Genomic DNA, 16,701 nt, shown 5'->3' on the forward strand with positions numbered 1-16,701 from the left:
GAATGTCATGATTGAATTAAAAGAAGTTTATAAGACGTATCCTAATGGTGTTCTTGCGGTAAATGGTATTAATGTAAAAATTCGCCAAGGTGAATTTGTATATGTCGTTGGACCTAGTGGAGCTGGGAAATCGACTTTCATTAAAATGATGTATCGTGAAGAAAAACCATCAAAAGGAACGATATTAATTAACGGTATTGATTTAGCACAAATGAAGGATAGCAAAGTACCTTTGTTACGTAGAAATATAGGAGTTGTATTCCAAGACTATAAATTATTACCGACTTTAACTGTATATGAAAATATTGCATTCGCACTTGAAGTTATAGAAGAAAATCCGAAAACAATAAAGAAGAGAGTTATGGAAGTACTTGATCTTGTAAAGTTAAAGCATAAAGCTCGATTCTTACCAACAGAACTATCTGGTGGTGAGCAACAACGTGTTTCGATTGCTCGTTCAATCGTAAATAAACCAAAAGTTGTTATTGCCGATGAGCCTACAGGTAACCTTGACCCTGAAACTACTTGGGAGATCATGGATATATTTAAAGAGATTAATGACCGTGGCACAACTGTTGTAATGGCTACACATAATAAGGATATAGTAAATAATTTAAAGAGACGTGTTATTGCAATTGAAGGCGGAAAAATTGTACGCGACCAAGCGAGAGGAGTGTACGGTTATGAAAGCTAGAACTGCGAGAAGACATGTTCGTGAAGGACTTCGAAATTTAAGACGTAATGGCTGGATGACATTTGCATCTGTAAGTGCTGTTGCGGTTACTTTAATGCTTGTTGGCGTATTTTTAACTGTTATTTTAAACGTTAACCATATTGGTACAACTTTAGAAAAAGATGTTGAGATACGAGTTTTAGTCGATTTAACGGCTACTAAAGAACAACAAAGAGCTTTAAAAGACGAAATCAAAAAAATTGATCATGTTACGACAGTTAAATTCTCGTCAAAAGATCAAGAATTAGATAATTTGATTAAGAGTATGGGGCAAGATGGACAAGCCTTTGAGCTGTTCGAACAAGAAAACCCATTAAATGATACGTATATTGTAAAAACAGATTCACCTGATAAAATCGCGCCAGTTGCGAAAAAAATTGAAGGTTTACATTATATTGATGAAGTTATATATGGTAAAAAACAAGTTCAAAAACTGTTCAATGCAGTTTCAGTTGGACGAAATATTGGTTTAGTGCTGATTGTAGGTCTACTGTTCACTGCAATGTTCTTAATTTCAAACACAATCAAAATTACAATTATGGCGAGAAGACGTGAAATTGAGATTATGAGATTAGTAGGTGCAACAAATAACTTTATTCGTTGGCCATTCCTTTTAGAGGGATTATTACTAGGGGTTATGGGTGCGATTCTACCAATCGCATTAATCTTAACTGGCTATAATGTTGTTTACAATATGTTAATGCCAAAATTAGCAGGAACAATGTTTACATTACTTCCATTCTCACCTTTTGTTTATCAAATTGCTGCCATTTTAATTGGAATCGGCGCTGTTATTGGTATGTGGGGTAGTGTCATGTCAATTCGAAAATTCTTACGTAAATAATATAAATGCATTGAAAAGTTTTATTGTTTTAATAGAGTAATGAAATGATGAGCTTTAGTGTCTATTTTTAACGTCTAGCTGAGTTGATTAAGGTACTAAAGCTTTTCTATATACATAAGGAGGGATCTTAGATGAAGAATAATAAAAAATCGAAAGTAATGATTATGGTGTTAAGCAGTACTTTCATCATCGGGGCCATCCCATCCGTTTCTTTTGCTGAGAGTAAGTACCAAACACAAATTGACAGTATCAAAAAGAAACGTAGTGAGGTTAAGGAAAAGACAGAAGCAACAAATGACAAGATTGATGATTTACAACAAGATCAAGCAAATGTTGTTAAAAAACTTGAACAGCTTGACGTAAAAATGAAAGAAACAAAACGCCAAGTTAACCAAACACAGGATGCAGTTAATAGTGGTAAAAAACAAATTAGTAAACTGAAGGAAGAAATAAAGTTTATTGAGAAACGCATTGAGTCACGACAAGAATTATTAAAAGATAGAATGCGTTCACTTCAAAAGTCTGGCGGAATGTTATCTTATATCGATGTTATTTTAGGTTCTAATAGCTTCGGAGATTTAGTTCAACGAATGAGTGCTGTACAAGTGATCATGGAAGCAGATGAAGACATTATCAAGCAGCAGAACTTAGATTTAAAGATCGTAAACAGTAAAAAAGATGAAATGACGGTTAAACAAGCCAAAATGGAGCGAGATTTGGCGAACTTAGAAAGCTTAAATAAACAGCTTGCAAATCAAGTAAATGAACAAAACAATTTAATGGCGTCTCTAAAAGAACAAGAAAAAGAAGCGCATGAAGACGTATTAAATTTAAAAGAGCAGGATGAGTTATTAGCTAGTCAGCAAATTGCAGTGCAAAAGGCAGCAGAAGAAGCAAAACGAAAAGCTGCCGAAGAAGCGAGGATAAAAGCTGAAAGAGAGAAAGAGAAAAATGAAAACAAACCATCAAATGGTGGTTCTGGTAATTCAGGAAACTCTGGAGGGGGAAGTACACCACCTATCTCAAGTGGAAACTTTACTAGACCAGCTGCAGGCTATATTTCTTCAGGATTTGGTAACAGATCTTTTGATGGTGGAGGTTTCCATGATGGAATTGATATAGCAGGTAGTGGAACAATTCCTGTTGTTTCAGCGGGTGATGGTGTAGTTATCAGAGCATATACTTCTTCATCATATGGTAACTGTGTGTTTATTACACATAATATCGGTGGACAAGTATGGACAACGGTTTATGCACATTTAGATAGCTTTAACGTGTCAACTGGACAAACTGTCTCAAAAGGTACAAAAATTGGTTATATGGGTGACACTGGTCATTCTTTTGGTCAGCATTTACATTTTGAACTTCATAAAGGTGAGTGGAATGCTAGCAAATCAAATGCCGTAGATCCACAAAAATATATTAATTTCTAATTATTATACTCTATGAACCTATCTCCTAAAAATTGGTGATAGGTTTTTTTGTGTTCATTTTTGTTCTCATTAATTTCTTATGCTAAAAAATAAACCAATGAAATAGATATAAATAGACAGGGTTAATAGTATGCAGAGATAAGTATTTAGTAATGCTTTTACATAGCAAAAAGGTGGTGAATTCTCCTAAATATTTCCTAGTTTATAATAATTATAGTTTAATATTGATTTTCATTCTAAATTACATTATCATATAATTAATACTAAATAATAATAATTCTAATTAAGGAGACAAAATATGACAAATAATCGCTTAACAACAAATCAAGGTGTACCAATTGGAGATAACCAAAATTCACTAACTGCAGGACAAAGAGGGCCAACACTTTTAGAAGATTATCAACTAATTGAAAAGTTAGCTCATTTTGACCGTGAGCGAGTACCTGAGCGTGTAGTTCATGCTAGAGGCGCAGGTGCACATGGTGTGTTTATTACAAAAAATAGTATGAAGAAATATACAAAAGCAAAATTCTTACAGGATGCCGGAACAGAAACGCCAGTATTTGCACGTTTCTCAACAGTAATCCATGGTTTGCATTCTCCTGAAACATTACGTGACCCACGTGGATTTGCAGTAAAATTCTATACTGAAGATGGAAATTACGATTTTGTTGGTAATAACTTACCTATATTCTTTATTCGTGATGCTATGAAATTCCCTGACATGGTTCATGCATTAAAACCAGATCCAAGAACAAATTTACAAACAGGTAATCGCTATTGGGATTTCTGGTCATTAACACCAGAAACTACAAACATGTTAGTTCATTTATTCTCTGATGAAGGGATTCCAGCAAACTACCGTCAAATGAGAGGGTCAAGTGTTCACTCATTTAAATGGGTGAATGAATATGGAAACACAGTTTATGTGAAACTTCGTTGGGTTCCTAAGCAAGGTGTTAAAAACCTTTCAATGGAAGAAGCAAGTGAAATTCAAGCGAATGATTTTAACCATGCTAGCCGTGATTTATATGATTCAATTGAAAATGGAGATTATCCAGAATGGGATTTATATGTGCAAGTCCTGAATCCAGCTGATATGGATGATTTTGATTTTGATCCATTAGATCCTACGAAGGATTGGTTTGAGGATGTGATTCCACGTCAATTAGTAGGAACGATGATTTTAAATCGTAACCCTGAAAATGTTTTTGCTGAAACAGAATCTGTTGGTTTCAATCCAGGCGTATTAGTTCCTGGTATGCTACCATCTGAGGATAAATTATTACAAGGAAGATTATTCTCTTATTCTGATACACAAAGATACCGTATCGGTGCAAATTATCAACAGTTACCAATTAACTGCCCATTTGCAAAAGTAGCGAACAATCAACGTGATGGGGCTATGCCATTTGGTCAACAAACTCATCAAATTAATTTTGAGCCAAACAGCTATTCAGATACACCTAAAGAAGATCCAGCTTATGTAGAAGTTGATCAACCATTAAATGGTGTGACAGCTCGTAAGAAAATAGAAAAAACAAATGACTTTGGGCAAGCGGGAGAAGTTTGGAATAGATATAGTAAAGAAGAACAGGATACGGTCATTAAAAACATTAGTGCAGATATTGCATCGGTTGATGAAAAGATTAAGCTTCGTGCTGTATGCAACTTCTACCGTGCGAATGTACAGTTAGGTGAAAGATTAGCAAATGAGTTAGGATTAGATTTATCTCCATATTTACAACACCTTACGACAAAATAATTAAAACCTTTTAATAAAATTTTATTAATTAGTGTTCTACTTGCAAACATAAGTGATACAGGCTTATCATATAATAGAACAGAAAAGGCATCGCACGTCTGTGTGATGCTTTTTCAATACATACACTAAATAGTAGATTGATACGTTCAAGCATGAACGGATAGGAGGTTCTATATGAATCGTAAAACATCAGCACTACTTGCCTCAGCAACATTTGTTGTTGGAATTGGAGTGGGCTCATTAGCTTTTAATAATAGTACAAGTTCAATTGTTTCAAACTTAACACAAAGCAAAGAAATAAAAGCGTCTGAGGACGAAAATATTGCAAAAATACAAAAAGCTTACGAAATTATTGCAAATCAATATGTGAAAAAAATTGATCCTGATAAATTAACTGAAGGTGCAATACAAGGAATGGTAACGACCTTAGATGATCCTTTTTCATCTTATATGGATGGAAAAACTGCGCAGCAATTCCATGAATCATTAGGTTCATCGTTTGAAGGAATTGGAGCAGAGGTATCGAAGGATGGAGAAAAACTAATCATCGTATCACCGATTAAAAATTCTCCAGCTGAGAAAGCAGGTATTAAACCAAAAGATGAAATCCTTACAGTTGATGGGAAAAGTATAAAAGGTTTATCACAATATGATGCCGTATTAAAAATACGAGGTAAAAAGGGTACGAATGTAACACTAGAGATTAAACGACCAGGTGTTGCAGAACCAATAACATTTAATATTAAACGTGATGACATTCCAATGTACACAGTTTTTGGTTCTGTTAAGAATGTTAATAACGAAAAAATTGGGTACCTTCATATTACATCTTTTAATGAAAAGACTGCAGATGAATTTAAGAAGGAATTGGATAAACTAGAATCTCAGAATATTGAAGGATTAACAATAGATGTACGTGGAAATCCTGGTGGTTATTTACAAGCTGTAGAGGGTGTTCTAGAAGAATTAGTTGTTAAAAATGAACCATATTTACAAGTAGAAAACAGAGAAGGTCAGCGTGAGAAGTATTATACGAAATTAAGCAAAGCTAAACCTTATCCTATTAACGTATTAATAGACAAAGGAAGTGCGTCAGCAGCAGAGATTTTAGCTGCAGCATTAAGTGAGGCTGGAGATTATCAACTAATTGGTGAAAAATCATTTGGTAAAGGTACAGTTCAATCGACACTTGATTTCAAAGACGGTAGTAACATTAAATTAACTCAGTTTAAATGGTTAACACCGGATGGTACTTGGATTCACAAAAAAGGAATTAAGCCAGATATTGAAATCAAACAACCTGATTATTTCTATGTAACGCCAATTGATAAATCGAAGACATTTAAATATGATGACAATAACGAAAATATTAAACAGGCTCAAATCATGTTAAAAGGATTAGGATATGATCCTGGACGTGAAGATGGATATTTTAGTAAAGATACGGAATCGGCAGTTAAAAAATATCAGAAAGCAGTTGGAATTACTGTAAATGGGAAACTTGATCAACTTACATCTGAAAAATTAGAAGCATCTTTAATTGAAAAAATACGTGATGAAAAGAATGACGTTCAATTAGAAGAAGCTTTAGAATTAATATCTGAATAAATATTGTATGAGAGAGAGGACGAAGCTTTTTCGTCCTCTTTTGACATAATTCCCGGGAAATAGCTACTTTACTACATTTCAGGCAGGAGAACGGAAGATGATTGTCGAAAAGTACACTTTAGGGGTAAGTGTGCTTTTTTATTTTGTATATTACATATTTCCCTTTGAAAAAAATGATATAAACCGATAACATAAATATATATGAATCTATCAAATCTTTTAAAAGGTGGTGAATGATATGTGGTCAAATGTAATATCAGAATTACTAGTTGGTTTTGCTAAGTTATTTTTACATCCATTTGTTTATCTATTTTTTATCGCTGCATTATTTAGCGGTTATTTACGTGTGAAAAGAGAACGAAAACATTTTTCTACACGTATTTTTAATGTTTCGTTTGAATGGAAGACATCTTTATTGTATGGCTTATTTTTAGGTGCAATATTATCAGTCGTTTCATTACTGGTTGGTATCAGTATTCCAATTGAAATGGTTATCTTGATTAGTATCATAACGATTATATGTACAATAACTTTACAATTTCGTTGGTTATCGCCCGCATATACAATTGGACTAGCACTGATTGCTATTCCTTTACTAAATAAAGGCGTATCATCACTGTCAATCTTAGAAAACGTTGTCCCAAAAGATATGAATGGCATGCTACCAGCAGTTGCAATTCTACTAAGCTTGTTGTTGTTAGCTGAAGGAGTTTTAGTACAAAGAAATGCAGTAAATCATACATCACCATTATTGGTAGAAAGTAAACGAGGTAAAAGAGTCGGTGCACATGAAGCAAACAAACTGTGGATTGTACCAGTATTTTTACTTATTCCAAATGGAACTATAGTGAGTGATTTTGCCTGGTGGCCAATTCTATCATTAGGAGATAGCGGCTATTCAATTTTATGCGTACCTTTTGGAATTGGTTTCTATCAATTAATGAAGGGAATGCTTCCAAAAGAATCGATCAAACTTGTTGGAAAACAAATTGTGACACTTTCATTATTAATTTGTATTGGCGGAATCGTAAGCTACTTTGTTGGATTTGTCGCATTTGTTACTGTAGCATTAGCAATTGTTGGGCGTGAAGCTATTTCCTATATTCATAAAAATAGAGACTTCAATACGCCATCTTACTTTACATCAAAAGCTGTTGGTCTGGTTGTATTAGGCATTTTACCAAACTCAGTTGCAGATAAAATGGATATACTTGTTGGTGAAAGCATAACAAAAGTAAATGGTCAAAGCGTTTCCACCGTTGATGAATTCTACAATGCACTTCAAATCAACCGAGCATACTGTAAGCTTGAAGTAATCGACTTCAATGCTGAAATTCGAATTACACAATGTGCAGTATACGAAGGCGATCACCATGAACTGGGCTTCATCTTCCCTGAAGAGGAAACGAAGTATAGTGGTGAGGTTGGTTAGTAGTTGTGATTTTTCATAAACTCCCGGAATTTTGTCAAAAACCTCTGGAATAATTTTCATAAACCTCCGAAATGGAAGGTAAAACAAAAAAGGAACGTATTTCATAATCGAAATAAGTTCCTTTTTTATTTATTACAAATAAAGGAAATATCTTCTTGACAGTCTAATATTAGCCTAGAACCTTAATTAACTATTTTCATGAGGAGGATTCTTGTGCGTCCACGACCATTATTTATTGAAAATCCAGAGCATGATAGATATGTTAGTCTTGTGCCAGATGGAGATATTGTAGAAATACTTAGTAAGCAACGAACTAAGACCATTACCCTCTTAAACAGCGTAACAGAGGAGTTAGCAAGGAAGGCGTACGCACCAGGGAAATGGACTTTAAAAGAAGTGGTTGGACATATGACCGACTCGGAACGTGTGATGTCGTATCGAATGCTTGCCATTGCACGGAATGAAACTGCACCACTCCCAGCAATGGATCAGGATCAATACGTTTCTGCGGCAAACTTCAACAAATTATCCTGGGAGCAGTTATTAGCTGGTTTAGACACGGTACGCTCCAGCACGTTAAGCCTAATTTCAACCATTGATGAAGCAGCGTGGGTTCGTAATGGAACTGTAATGAACAGCACAGTTTCGTTAGGTACCATTGCATATGGCATTGCCGGGCACGAGTTACACCATATGAAAGTGATTAGTGATAAATACTTATAAGTCTTTCTCTATTAATGAAAAAACCTAATTTCTTTAGAACAAATAACTGGATTTAAGAAAAATTTAAGATTTACCCCACTCGATTTTTAAATTGTTTTTCCTATCCTTAGAGTATTAATAAGGCTTGTTGGAGCAACTCGAAGAAAAACGTAGAGAGTATATATAACAGAAATGAACATTGCAAATGTGAGTTTTTATCTTCAGGGTGTTGTTGTAACAAGAATTGGAGGAGAAATATTGGGAAATAAAAAATTAACATTCATATTGTTCGTAATCTATTTTTTAGCTCTTAATTGGTTAGTCCTTTTAAAGTTACATTTTTCTTTTGATCAAATAGACAAAGTGCAAGTAATAAATTTGATTCCACTTAATAATTCTGTCTTTTCTGAAGTGTATAACAACGTAAGGATTTTTGTGCCATTTGGTATCTTTATTTGTATGTTGAAAAGTAACTGGTCAATGTTGAAAAAAGTTCTTTCAACTTTTGGTTTGACTCTATCATTTGAGATGATCCAATTTGTATTAGCAATCGGAAGAAGTGATATTACTGATATACTGGCCAATACACTTGGAGGTATAATCGGTATTGGAATATATTATTTTTTATTTTGGATTCTAAAAAACAGAACACATATATTTATAAATTTATGTGCTTTGGTGTTAACTTCTTGTGTACTATTTTTTATTATCTTTATATTTAATAGGCACATAATACTTAATTTATAATGTTAAGATTATGAGAAGATATAGTTAGTAAAAGTAGCTCTTTATTGAACGGACGTATGCGTTAGGGGGGAATTTAGTATTGAATATGCTGACTCCCTAAATTGAACTAAAGTTATAAAATTTAAACATCCTGGTCGACTCCATAGTCGACTTTTTTTATTTTGCTAGTATTTCATATTGTATAATTTTCAAATTATACTGATGAAAACGGAAAAAAGAATTTCAATTTATGTAGGGAATTTACTAACATATCTAGAAATTAATAGGTTGGACAAAAATGGGAGGGGTAACAACAATGATCGATACAAGCAATATTTTATTAGTTGGGGAACAAGATGGAGTTAAAGGAGATTTTAATACATTAAAATCAATGATGACTTACGTAAGATATACAACGCTGGAAGCTATTCAAAATATTACTGTGGAGGAACTTGACTATCTGCACTCTCCTACAGGTAACACAATTGGGATGTTGCTTACCCATATGGCGGGCGTTGAATATTGGTATCAACTTAATACCTTCGAAAATAGAGATTTAAATGAAGAGGAAGAAGAGAAATGGTTACCTGGTTTAGATTTAGATAAAGAGGCAAGAGAGAAAATTAAAGGTAATGATTTAGATTATTATATTAATCTTTTAGATACGATTCGAGAAGATACATTTGCTAAATTTAATACACTATCAGATGAATGGTTATATGAGAAGTCAAAATTTGGAAGAAATTTAGCGACAAATTACTTTAAATGGTTCCATGTTTTTGAAGATGAAATCAATCATAGAGGACAAATACGTATGATCCGTAAGTTATATGCAAATAGTTTAAAATAGTATATGTCTTAAATATAAGATTTTATTACAAAAAGGACGATTAACAGATATCACTTTGTTAATCGTCTTTTCAATTTTATCGGTTACCAGTCATTTGAATTTAGCTCATGATAAAAAACACCGAAAAAGAAAGAGTTCCTCAAAGAATATGATTCATTAAAGTTAAAATAATTAATCGCAACATTAATAATGTTAATAACGATATTAAATATTTTAAAATTAAAGTGTTTACTTTTTAAACTTACCATCATATAATCTAATCAAATGAAAGAAAGGATTTGATTATGGCTTATCCAGTTATTACAAATTGCCCTGTTTGCAGCAAGACTTTAAAAATTACAAAACTAAATTGCACTCACTGCCACACAATAATTGAAAATGAGTTTGAGCTTTCACCTTTTTCTTCCCTGTCGAAGGAACAACTTCATTTTGTAGAAGTATTCTTAATATGTCGAGGGAACATCAAAGAAGTAGAAAAAGAACTTGGGATCTCGTATCCGACGGTAAGAGGTAAACTCACTGACATTATCACATCACTCGGCTACGAAACAAAAAAGAAAAATGAAGTAGACGAGAAAAAGGTAGTTGCAATGCTGGAAAATGGAGAAATTTCTACAGAAGAAGCAATTAGATTATTAAAAGAGGAATAGGGAGGAATTTACGATGAAAGAAGAAATTGCAAAAGTATTAACAATGGTACAGGATGGAAAAATTGATGCAGAAAAGGCATCGGAACTAATTGACGTGTTAAAGGAAAAAGAAGCCGGAAGTAATCGCTCTTATAAATCATCTAATTATGCAGAAAAAATATTGAAAATCCGTGTTGAATCTGCTGAAAATGATAACGTTAAAGTCAATGTGCCAATCAAACTTGTTAAGGCATTATTAGTTGCTGGAAATAGTATCTTGGCAAGTATTCCTGAATCAGAAAAATATGTTAAGGATATTGACATAAATCTTATTATTGAAGCAATCGAAAATGAATTGGATGGTCAACTTGTTGATATTAAGACTGGAAACGGTGACATAGTTTCTGTCATTATTGAATAGGGTCTTTCTTATGCTACAACTAAAAGTGAAAACTAAAGAAGTTCGGTTCACAATCCCAGTTCCATATGCCATTTTACATTTTGGTATTTCTATTCTTTCTTCTAAAATTCTTCATAACCAAATGAATAAATGGTTAAAACAACATCAAAATGAAGAGAAGAATGATAAACAGTTCTCTCTGACCATTCCACAAATAGACAAAAAACTACTTAAATTAGTTATTAAAGAATTACAGAAACATAAAGGGCTTGTGTTAGTAGATGTCAAAGCTAATGATGGTACTGAGGTTTTAGTAAAGGTTTGATTGAGCTCATCACATAGTTCTAGACAGAAAAATATTTCTTAATTATATTCGAGGATTGATCCCTTAATTGCACGGGGCTTAATCCTTTTAAATATGTCTTTTTTTGTTTGAGAATACAAGAGTATGTACTTTGCTAGTCTCTTTAGTTTTTTTGAAATGTTATATAATCACAGATTTTGAAGATATCTGATGATATACTTTGTGTTGTAGTGTATTTGAAGAAGTTATGAAAATAAATAAAACCATCAGTGGGAGTTTTATTATACCAACTGATGGTTTTATTTTTCACTTCAAAAAGAAGCAATTACCATTCCTAATTATGGATTCATTTTGTGTTCGATTTTTTTGCTAAATTCTGTAACTCACTTTTAGGCTCCGTTGAAAATTCAACGTCTTTTCCATATCCTTGTGGATTAACACTTGGAGCTTTTTGTCCTCTTCCACTTGATTTTTTACTCATAACGTCTTCACCTCCAAAAATAGTATTTCCTATCATAAGTGATTTATGAATTTGGAAATACCAATGAATCGTACCAATTCCATAGTGTTCTGTTATCCTGACAAACGTCTTGTATTCATTCAAAAATGGCAAAAGAAAATTATTACTAAACTTAGTTATCTTTCATAAATGTTAGTGTTTTGTTATCAGTCTGCTATTGAGTGAAAAACCAAGTAGGTATACCATGACAAGAGTAAATCATTTTCATTTTAGTCTACATACGAATAATGGATTTAAGCTTTTGGAATTAGAAAAACAGGTTATGATCAGTCTTTTTACAGTCATTTGAGTTAAAACGAAAAATGGAGTAGTAGTACGAAATGGAATTTTGTCATTACAGTAAATGAATGGTTAAGTTCTAAAAAGAAAAGGGGGTATTTTAATTGATTTTTTTATTAATAATCGTTGGAACATTACTGGTATTTCTTCTTTCAAGCTTACCTGATTATGTAAGTGCAATGATTCTTTTAGGAGGCGTATTAAGTACTCTAATTGGTATATATGTTGAATTAATTATGATTGAAAAAAAGCTAAAAGCTACACTATCTTAAGATTTGTGTAGAACAATTAATAAATATAAAAAAGAGTGTAATATATGAAAATATATCCACACTCTTTTTCTGTTTTATACAATATATCTATATATAAAAGGACATTACTTGTCTTCTAGATCTAATATATAACCAAATCGAGGGACGGAAACGATACATTGACCGTATTTACCTAACTTCTTCCGCAATCTATATACAAGAGTATTAATTTCTTCACGACCAACATCTGGCTGATCTGATTCATTTGTAAAACGTTCTTGCCAAACATTTACTTTAATTTCGTTATAGCTAACCGCACTATTGGCTTTTTGATATAGTAACAAAAATAATTCTGTGTCTTTACTAGTTAGATGAATCCTAACGCCATCAATTAAAACTTCTCTTCTAACAACATTTACAGTTAAGCCATTCAATTCGTTTAAGAGCTTTTCAGTAAATAATGGCATATCTAGTGTGTCTCCGAAGTTTTTTTCAGAAGGGTTATGAAAAGTTAGTACTGCCGCCCCACTTGCAAGACTAATAATATCACCATCGCGAAGAAAAACTGGTTTGTTTTTTTCTATAAACGTATGATTGACCTGGGTTCCATGTTTACTCATAAGGTCAATTATCGTGTAATTTTCCTTATCAAACTGGATTAAGGCATGTTTTCTAGAAATATATTGGTTTGTAAAAGGAATATCGGGGATGATATTACCCCAAGTGCGTCCTATCAAAGTTTCTTTATAGGAAATAGGTATTCTATTCTTTTTCGTAGCTGTTTCTCCCTGTTTTACAGAAAGGTACACATCTTGAATAATCATGTGGTTACTCCTTTGAACACAAATCTAGTCATTAACCAAGAAGAGTATAACACACGCAACAGATTTGTAAAGAAATGATAGTATCTGATTTCTTTTGTAAGTTAATAAAATGAGCAAGATATAAATTGGAAAAGTACTATAAAATAAACAAGATTTATATAGTAGATGTGGTGACCAGTATACGATTGAATGTTGATGTAGAATTTTAACTTAACACTTTCCATAAAGATATATGTTGGTTCAGCACTTCTTAATGCAAGTAGGTTAGAGAACAATTTATAGTGATAATATTTTAAGTATTGGAAAACAATAGAATGTAGGAAAGGAGGGAATGTAAATGTCTATAAAAAAGTGGTTAAATGGAATGGTGTTTTTGTTGGCGATGATTATGGTGGTAACGACTACTGGCTCACTTAGTGTTTTCGCTGAATCTAGTCATGCAACACAGCCCCTAACAGCAAATACGATTGAGGTCCAGTTGAACGATGATTACTTCAATCCGAAAGTCATCACTATTCCGAATGGAAAAATGACAACGTTGATATTAAAAAACGTAGGTAGTAAAGAGCACACATTCACAGTGCCGAAGCTCGGCATTGATGCCGAAGTTCAGTCTGGACAAACAAAAACCGTTACCGTGCAGCCGAAAATGCCTGGTACATATGAACTTGCTTGTCGATACCATTACAATCAAGGTATGGTAGGAAATGTAATAGTCAAATAGAATGAGGGCCAAACAGGCCTGCCCTCAGACTTCGCGCCTCGATAGACAAGCGTTAATCAGTCTGAATCTTTTAGTTTTTGTAAATGTAAACAAACTGAAGGCATTGCCAATTAGGCATTGCCTATTTTTACTGCTAATACATACATATATTCAATAAGTTTATAGAGATGAGAAAGAGGGTATTTAGATCACTAGAGTGAATTAAAGATGTAACAGTAAGAATGTGAAGGGCTGCAAATTAGACAGTAAAATACTGATAGGCGGTGTAAAATTATGAAGAATACTCTCATTGTGAAAGAATACTCTAGTGAATACCAAGAACAAGTTGTGGATTTAATACTCAATATTCAACAAAACGAATATAATATCCCGATAACAAAAAGGGACCAGCCTGATTTGTTTACGATAGGGGAGTTTTATCAAAAAGGTAAAGGAAATTTTTGGGTTGCTCTAATTGACGATCAAGTTGTCGGTACAATTAGTTTTTTAGATATTGGAAATCAACAAGTTGCATTAAGAAAGATGTTTGTAGATAAGGATTACCGAGGTGCTAAATATAATACTGCAAGTCTACTATTAAATAATGCAATTAAGTGGGCTCAGAAAAAGGCAATTAAAGAAATTTATCTAGGAACGACACCACAATTTTTAGCTGCTCATAGATTTTATGAAAAAAATGGATTTACAGTAGTAGGAATGGAAGAGCTACCTGAGAATTTTCCAGTGTTACAGGTTGATAAAAAATTCTATCGCTATATAGTAGCATAAAATTTATTTTAAAATATTTTAGAAAAAAAGACTAAAAACTATTGACAATGAAATTGATAATCATTATCATTTAAAGTGTAGTAAAAATCAATACACACCCTAGTATTGATTAATAATGTAATGAAACCTAACTGGACTATTTTGTTGAAAATTCCCCATTCCCTTTAATACTTTTACACCCAAAAAAGCTTGATTAGTCCCCAAGCTTTTTTGGGCGTTTTTAGGGGGATTCTTCGAAGCGAATGAAAAGCTAAGTACATTTCTGCCAGCACTGAGCAATTATTAAATTCTCTTACCAATACAAAACAAAAATAATGAATTCATAAACTAGAGTAAAAGCTCTAGTTTTTTTGTTCTATACTGCTTGTTGGGGTGTATACAATTTAGATAGAAAGAAATGTCACTTCCATATCTGATTTAGATGTTGATTTTCAATAACAAAGATCACCAAGAAAGCGGTAGAAGCAGGTGAATGGTATGAATGATAAAGGCTTTTTATTTGTAACCTGTGTTAACAATCTAGAAGAATATCACTATTGCAGGGCACATATTGACTTATTAGAAGTCCCAGCAGGTTATGAAATCGATTTTCTGTTCATTGACAATGCAAAAAGTATGGCAGAGGGATACAATAGGGCTTTACAACATCAGTTCAAATATAAAATCTATCTCCATCAAGACACCCACATCATTAATCGATCTATATTATTTGATATTATTCATTTATTTTCAAACCACCCTAAACTTGGAATGATTGGAGTATCAGGTTGTAAACAACTTCCGGATAATGGGAAATGGTGGGAAGGCGAAGATTTGTATGGAAAGGTTATCGATATACCAGAAACATACCGACTATTATCATTTAATCAACCTGAAGGACAAGAGCCTTATATGGAAGTAGAAGCAATAGACGGTTTGTTGATGATTACTCAAAAAGATATTCCTTGGAGAGAAGATCTATTTAAAGGATTTCATTTCTACGATATTTCTCACTCGTTTGAGATGAAGCGGAATGGTTTTGAGGTTGGCGTACCTAAAATGGAAAATCCATGGTGTATCCATGATAGTGGTAGATATTTGGATGTAGAGGCTTTTGAAAAAGCACGTAAAACCTTTCTTGAGGAATACATGACAGAGAATAAGGTAGTATCAAAGGAGATTAGAATGGATAAAGACGCTTATGAAGGCTTATACGAACATAAAAACTCAGATTATTTTAAAGGTCTAAATGTTAAGCTATTCCAAAAGATATCTCCAAATAGCTCTACCATATTAGAAGTAGGTTGTTCAGAAGGAAAACTGGGAGCTTATATACAACAGCGATATAAGGCAAAAGTATATGGTATTGAGTTATTTCCAGAAGCTGCAATTCAGGCTAAGGAAAAACTCACTGATGTAATAATCGGTGATATTGAAAAAATTGACCTTCCATATCCTGAACAATTTTTTGATCATATTATTTTTGGAGATGTATTGGAGCATCTAAAAAATCCATGGGCTGTACTTGAAAAGTTGAAACCTTATTTAAAGAACGATGGTACCATCTTAGCTTGTATACCTCATATTGGACATATTGCATCATTGATAGAATTAATAGCGGGAAATTGGAATTATACGAAAAATGGAATTCTCGATCAAACTCATCTTCGCTTTTTCACTCGCAGTACGATTTTGGAATTATTTAATAGCACAGGATATGATATTAAAGAAATTGACTCGATAACCAGTACAAATCAGTATTGTGAACAGTGGATTAGCCACTTAATACCTTTACGAAAGTTGCTACTGATGGGAGATGAACCGTTCACTACGGATATTAGAACATATCAATTTATTGTAACAGCATCAATTGCAGATTAGTTATATGAGTCGCTATTGCGGCTATTTTTTTTGAGGATAAGTGTAGAAT

Annotated in this window: 18 protein-coding genes and 1 pseudogene; 17 read left to right on the forward strand and 2 right to left on the reverse strand. The window is 33.0% G+C overall.

Annotated elements, in window-relative coordinates; genetic code table 11:
- Positions 1-7: 7 nt before the first annotated feature.
- The 12 genes from ftsE (at position 8) to ACX6U0_RS18820 (ending at position 11,447) form a co-directional block, all read left to right on the forward strand.
- Positions 8-694 carry a cell division ATP-binding protein FtsE gene (ftsE, locus tag ACX6U0_RS18765; RefSeq protein WP_464961383.1) on the forward strand — a complete coding sequence of 229 codons (687 nt, stop codon included), beginning with the start codon at positions 8-10 and terminating at the stop codon, positions 692-694.
- Complete coding sequence (ftsX, locus tag ACX6U0_RS18770) at positions 684-1,577, forward strand: permease-like cell division protein FtsX (RefSeq protein WP_088001093.1); 894 nt, start codon at positions 684-686, stop codon at positions 1,575-1,577. The genes ftsE and ftsX overlap by 11 nt, the downstream gene beginning before the upstream one ends.
- 131 nt (positions 1,578-1,708) lie before the next feature.
- Positions 1,709-3,010 carry a murein hydrolase activator EnvC family protein gene (locus ACX6U0_RS18775; RefSeq protein ID WP_464961384.1) on the forward strand — a complete coding sequence of 434 codons (1,302 nt, stop codon included), beginning with the start codon at positions 1,709-1,711 and terminating at the stop codon, positions 3,008-3,010.
- A 298-nt stretch (positions 3,011-3,308) separates the two neighbouring features.
- Complete coding sequence (locus ACX6U0_RS18780) at positions 3,309-4,775, forward strand: catalase (RefSeq protein WP_464961385.1); 1,467 nt, start codon at positions 3,309-3,311, stop codon at positions 4,773-4,775.
- A gap of 174 nt (positions 4,776-4,949) precedes the next feature.
- Positions 4,950-6,383, forward strand: a complete 1,434-nt coding sequence (locus tag ACX6U0_RS18785; RefSeq protein WP_464961386.1) for a S41 family peptidase — start codon at positions 4,950-4,952, stop codon at positions 6,381-6,383.
- A gap of 238 nt (positions 6,384-6,621) precedes the next feature.
- Positions 6,622-7,815, forward strand: a complete 1,194-nt coding sequence (locus ACX6U0_RS18790; RefSeq protein ID WP_464961387.1) for a PDZ domain-containing protein — start codon at positions 6,622-6,624, stop codon at positions 7,813-7,815.
- 213 nt (positions 7,816-8,028) lie between these two features.
- Positions 8,029-8,538 (forward strand): DinB family protein, encoded by a 510-nt coding sequence (locus ACX6U0_RS18795; protein WP_464961388.1) that lies wholly within the window; start codon positions 8,029-8,031, stop codon positions 8,536-8,538.
- A gap of 237 nt (positions 8,539-8,775) precedes the next feature.
- Positions 8,776-9,264 (forward strand): VanZ family protein, encoded by a 489-nt coding sequence (locus tag ACX6U0_RS18800; RefSeq protein ID WP_464961389.1) that lies wholly within the window; start codon positions 8,776-8,778, stop codon positions 9,262-9,264.
- Positions 9,265-9,559: 295 nt separating this feature from the next.
- Entirely contained in the window at positions 9,560-10,093 is a 534-nt protein-coding gene (locus ACX6U0_RS18805) for a DinB family protein (RefSeq protein ID WP_464961390.1), read from the forward strand.
- Positions 10,094-10,377: 284 nt separating this feature from the next.
- On the forward strand, positions 10,378-10,743 hold the full coding sequence (locus tag ACX6U0_RS18810; RefSeq protein ID WP_464961391.1) for a DUF2089 family protein: 366 nt from the start codon (positions 10,378-10,380) through the stop codon (positions 10,741-10,743).
- A 13-nt stretch (positions 10,744-10,756) separates the two neighbouring features.
- Positions 10,757-11,143 carry an SHOCT-like domain-containing protein gene (locus ACX6U0_RS18815; protein ID WP_464961392.1) on the forward strand — a complete coding sequence of 129 codons (387 nt, stop codon included), beginning with the start codon at positions 10,757-10,759 and terminating at the stop codon, positions 11,141-11,143.
- Between the two features lie 10 nt (positions 11,144-11,153).
- Entirely contained in the window at positions 11,154-11,447 is a 294-nt protein-coding gene (locus tag ACX6U0_RS18820; protein WP_464961393.1) for a hypothetical protein, read from the forward strand.
- A 325-nt stretch (positions 11,448-11,772) separates the two neighbouring features.
- Here the strand turns inward: ACX6U0_RS18820 and sspL are convergent, their stop codons facing one another.
- Entirely contained in the window at positions 11,773-11,907 is a 135-nt protein-coding gene (sspL, locus tag ACX6U0_RS18825) for a small, acid-soluble spore protein L (RefSeq protein ID WP_088071561.1), read from the reverse strand.
- Between the two features lie 422 nt (positions 11,908-12,329).
- On the opposite strand from sspL, the gene ACX6U0_RS18830 reads away from it, so the two are divergent.
- Positions 12,330-12,497 carry a hypothetical protein gene (locus tag ACX6U0_RS18830; RefSeq protein ID WP_464961394.1) on the forward strand — a complete coding sequence of 56 codons (168 nt, stop codon included), beginning with the start codon at positions 12,330-12,332 and terminating at the stop codon, positions 12,495-12,497.
- A 104-nt stretch (positions 12,498-12,601) separates the two neighbouring features.
- On the opposite strand, the gene ACX6U0_RS18835 is transcribed toward ACX6U0_RS18830, so the two are convergent.
- The gene (locus ACX6U0_RS18835; protein ID WP_464961395.1) at positions 12,602-13,300 is read right to left on the reverse strand and encodes an FHA domain-containing protein; all 699 of its coding nucleotides are present in this window, start codon (positions 13,298-13,300) and stop codon (positions 12,602-12,604) included.
- Between the two features lie 337 nt (positions 13,301-13,637).
- Between ACX6U0_RS18835 and ACX6U0_RS18840 the strand changes: the two genes are divergently transcribed.
- The 4 genes and pseudogenes from ACX6U0_RS18840 to ACX6U0_RS18855 all read left to right on the forward strand — a co-directional run bounded on the left by ACX6U0_RS18840 (position 13,638) and on the right by ACX6U0_RS18855 (position 16,652).
- Positions 13,638-14,024, forward strand: coding sequence for a cupredoxin domain-containing protein (locus ACX6U0_RS18840; RefSeq protein WP_464961396.1), 387 nt, complete (start codon positions 13,638-13,640; stop codon positions 14,022-14,024).
- Positions 14,025-14,297: 273 nt separating this feature from the next.
- Positions 14,298-14,792, forward strand: coding sequence for a GNAT family N-acetyltransferase (locus ACX6U0_RS18845; protein ID WP_464961397.1), 495 nt, complete (start codon positions 14,298-14,300; stop codon positions 14,790-14,792).
- 477 nt (positions 14,793-15,269) lie between these two features.
- Positions 15,270-15,920 (forward strand): annotated as a pseudogene (locus ACX6U0_RS18850) (glycosyltransferase family protein); the annotation flags it as partial.
- 36 nt (positions 15,921-15,956) lie between these two features.
- A complete protein-coding gene (locus ACX6U0_RS18855) occupies positions 15,957-16,652 on the forward strand; it encodes a class I SAM-dependent methyltransferase (protein ID WP_464961458.1) in 696 nt (231 codons plus the stop codon).
- The last annotated feature ends 49 nt before the right edge of the window (positions 16,653-16,701 follow it).

This window comes from Gottfriedia sp. ABJ_BB2_2 (genome assembly GCF_055484705.1).

What these genes read in the sequence shown, in the direction of transcription:
- ACX6U0_RS18805 (WP_464961390.1), top strand. Translation starts at nt 9,560, where the DNA reads ATGATCGATACAAGCAATATTTTATTAGTTGGGGAACAAGATGGAGTT.
- ACX6U0_RS18785 (WP_464961386.1), top strand. Translation starts at nt 4,950, where the DNA reads ATGAATCGTAAAACATCAGCACTACTTGCCTCAGCAACATTTGTTGTT.
- ACX6U0_RS18815 (WP_464961392.1), top strand. Translation starts at nt 10,757, where the DNA reads ATGAAAGAAGAAATTGCAAAAGTATTAACAATGGTACAGGATGGAAAA.
- ACX6U0_RS18845 (WP_464961397.1), top strand. Translation starts at nt 14,298, where the DNA reads ATGAAGAATACTCTCATTGTGAAAGAATACTCTAGTGAATACCAAGAA.
- ACX6U0_RS18820 (WP_464961393.1), top strand. Translation starts at nt 11,154, where the DNA reads ATGCTACAACTAAAAGTGAAAACTAAAGAAGTTCGGTTCACAATCCCA.
- ACX6U0_RS18775 (WP_464961384.1), top strand. Translation starts at nt 1,709, where the DNA reads ATGAAGAATAATAAAAAATCGAAAGTAATGATTATGGTGTTAAGCAGT.
- ACX6U0_RS18840 (WP_464961396.1), top strand. Translation starts at nt 13,638, where the DNA reads ATGTCTATAAAAAAGTGGTTAAATGGAATGGTGTTTTTGTTGGCGATG.
- ACX6U0_RS18835 (WP_464961395.1), bottom strand. Translation starts at nt 13,300, where the DNA reads ATGATTATTCAAGATGTGTACCTTTCTGTAAAACAGGGAGAAACAGCT.
- ftsE (WP_464961383.1), top strand. Translation starts at nt 8, where the DNA reads ATGATTGAATTAAAAGAAGTTTATAAGACGTATCCTAATGGTGTTCTT.
- sspL (WP_088071561.1), bottom strand. Translation starts at nt 11,907, where the DNA reads ATGAGTAAAAAATCAAGTGGAAGAGGACAAAAAGCTCCAAGTGTTAAT.
- ACX6U0_RS18790 (WP_464961387.1), top strand. Translation starts at nt 6,622, where the DNA reads ATGTGGTCAAATGTAATATCAGAATTACTAGTTGGTTTTGCTAAGTTA.
- ACX6U0_RS18780 (WP_464961385.1), top strand. Translation starts at nt 3,309, where the DNA reads ATGACAAATAATCGCTTAACAACAAATCAAGGTGTACCAATTGGAGAT.
- ftsX (WP_088001093.1), top strand. Translation starts at nt 684, where the DNA reads ATGAAAGCTAGAACTGCGAGAAGACATGTTCGTGAAGGACTTCGAAAT.
- ACX6U0_RS18855 (WP_464961458.1), top strand. Translation starts at nt 15,957, where the DNA reads ATGGATAAAGACGCTTATGAAGGCTTATACGAACATAAAAACTCAGAT.
- ACX6U0_RS18810 (WP_464961391.1), top strand. Translation starts at nt 10,378, where the DNA reads ATGGCTTATCCAGTTATTACAAATTGCCCTGTTTGCAGCAAGACTTTA.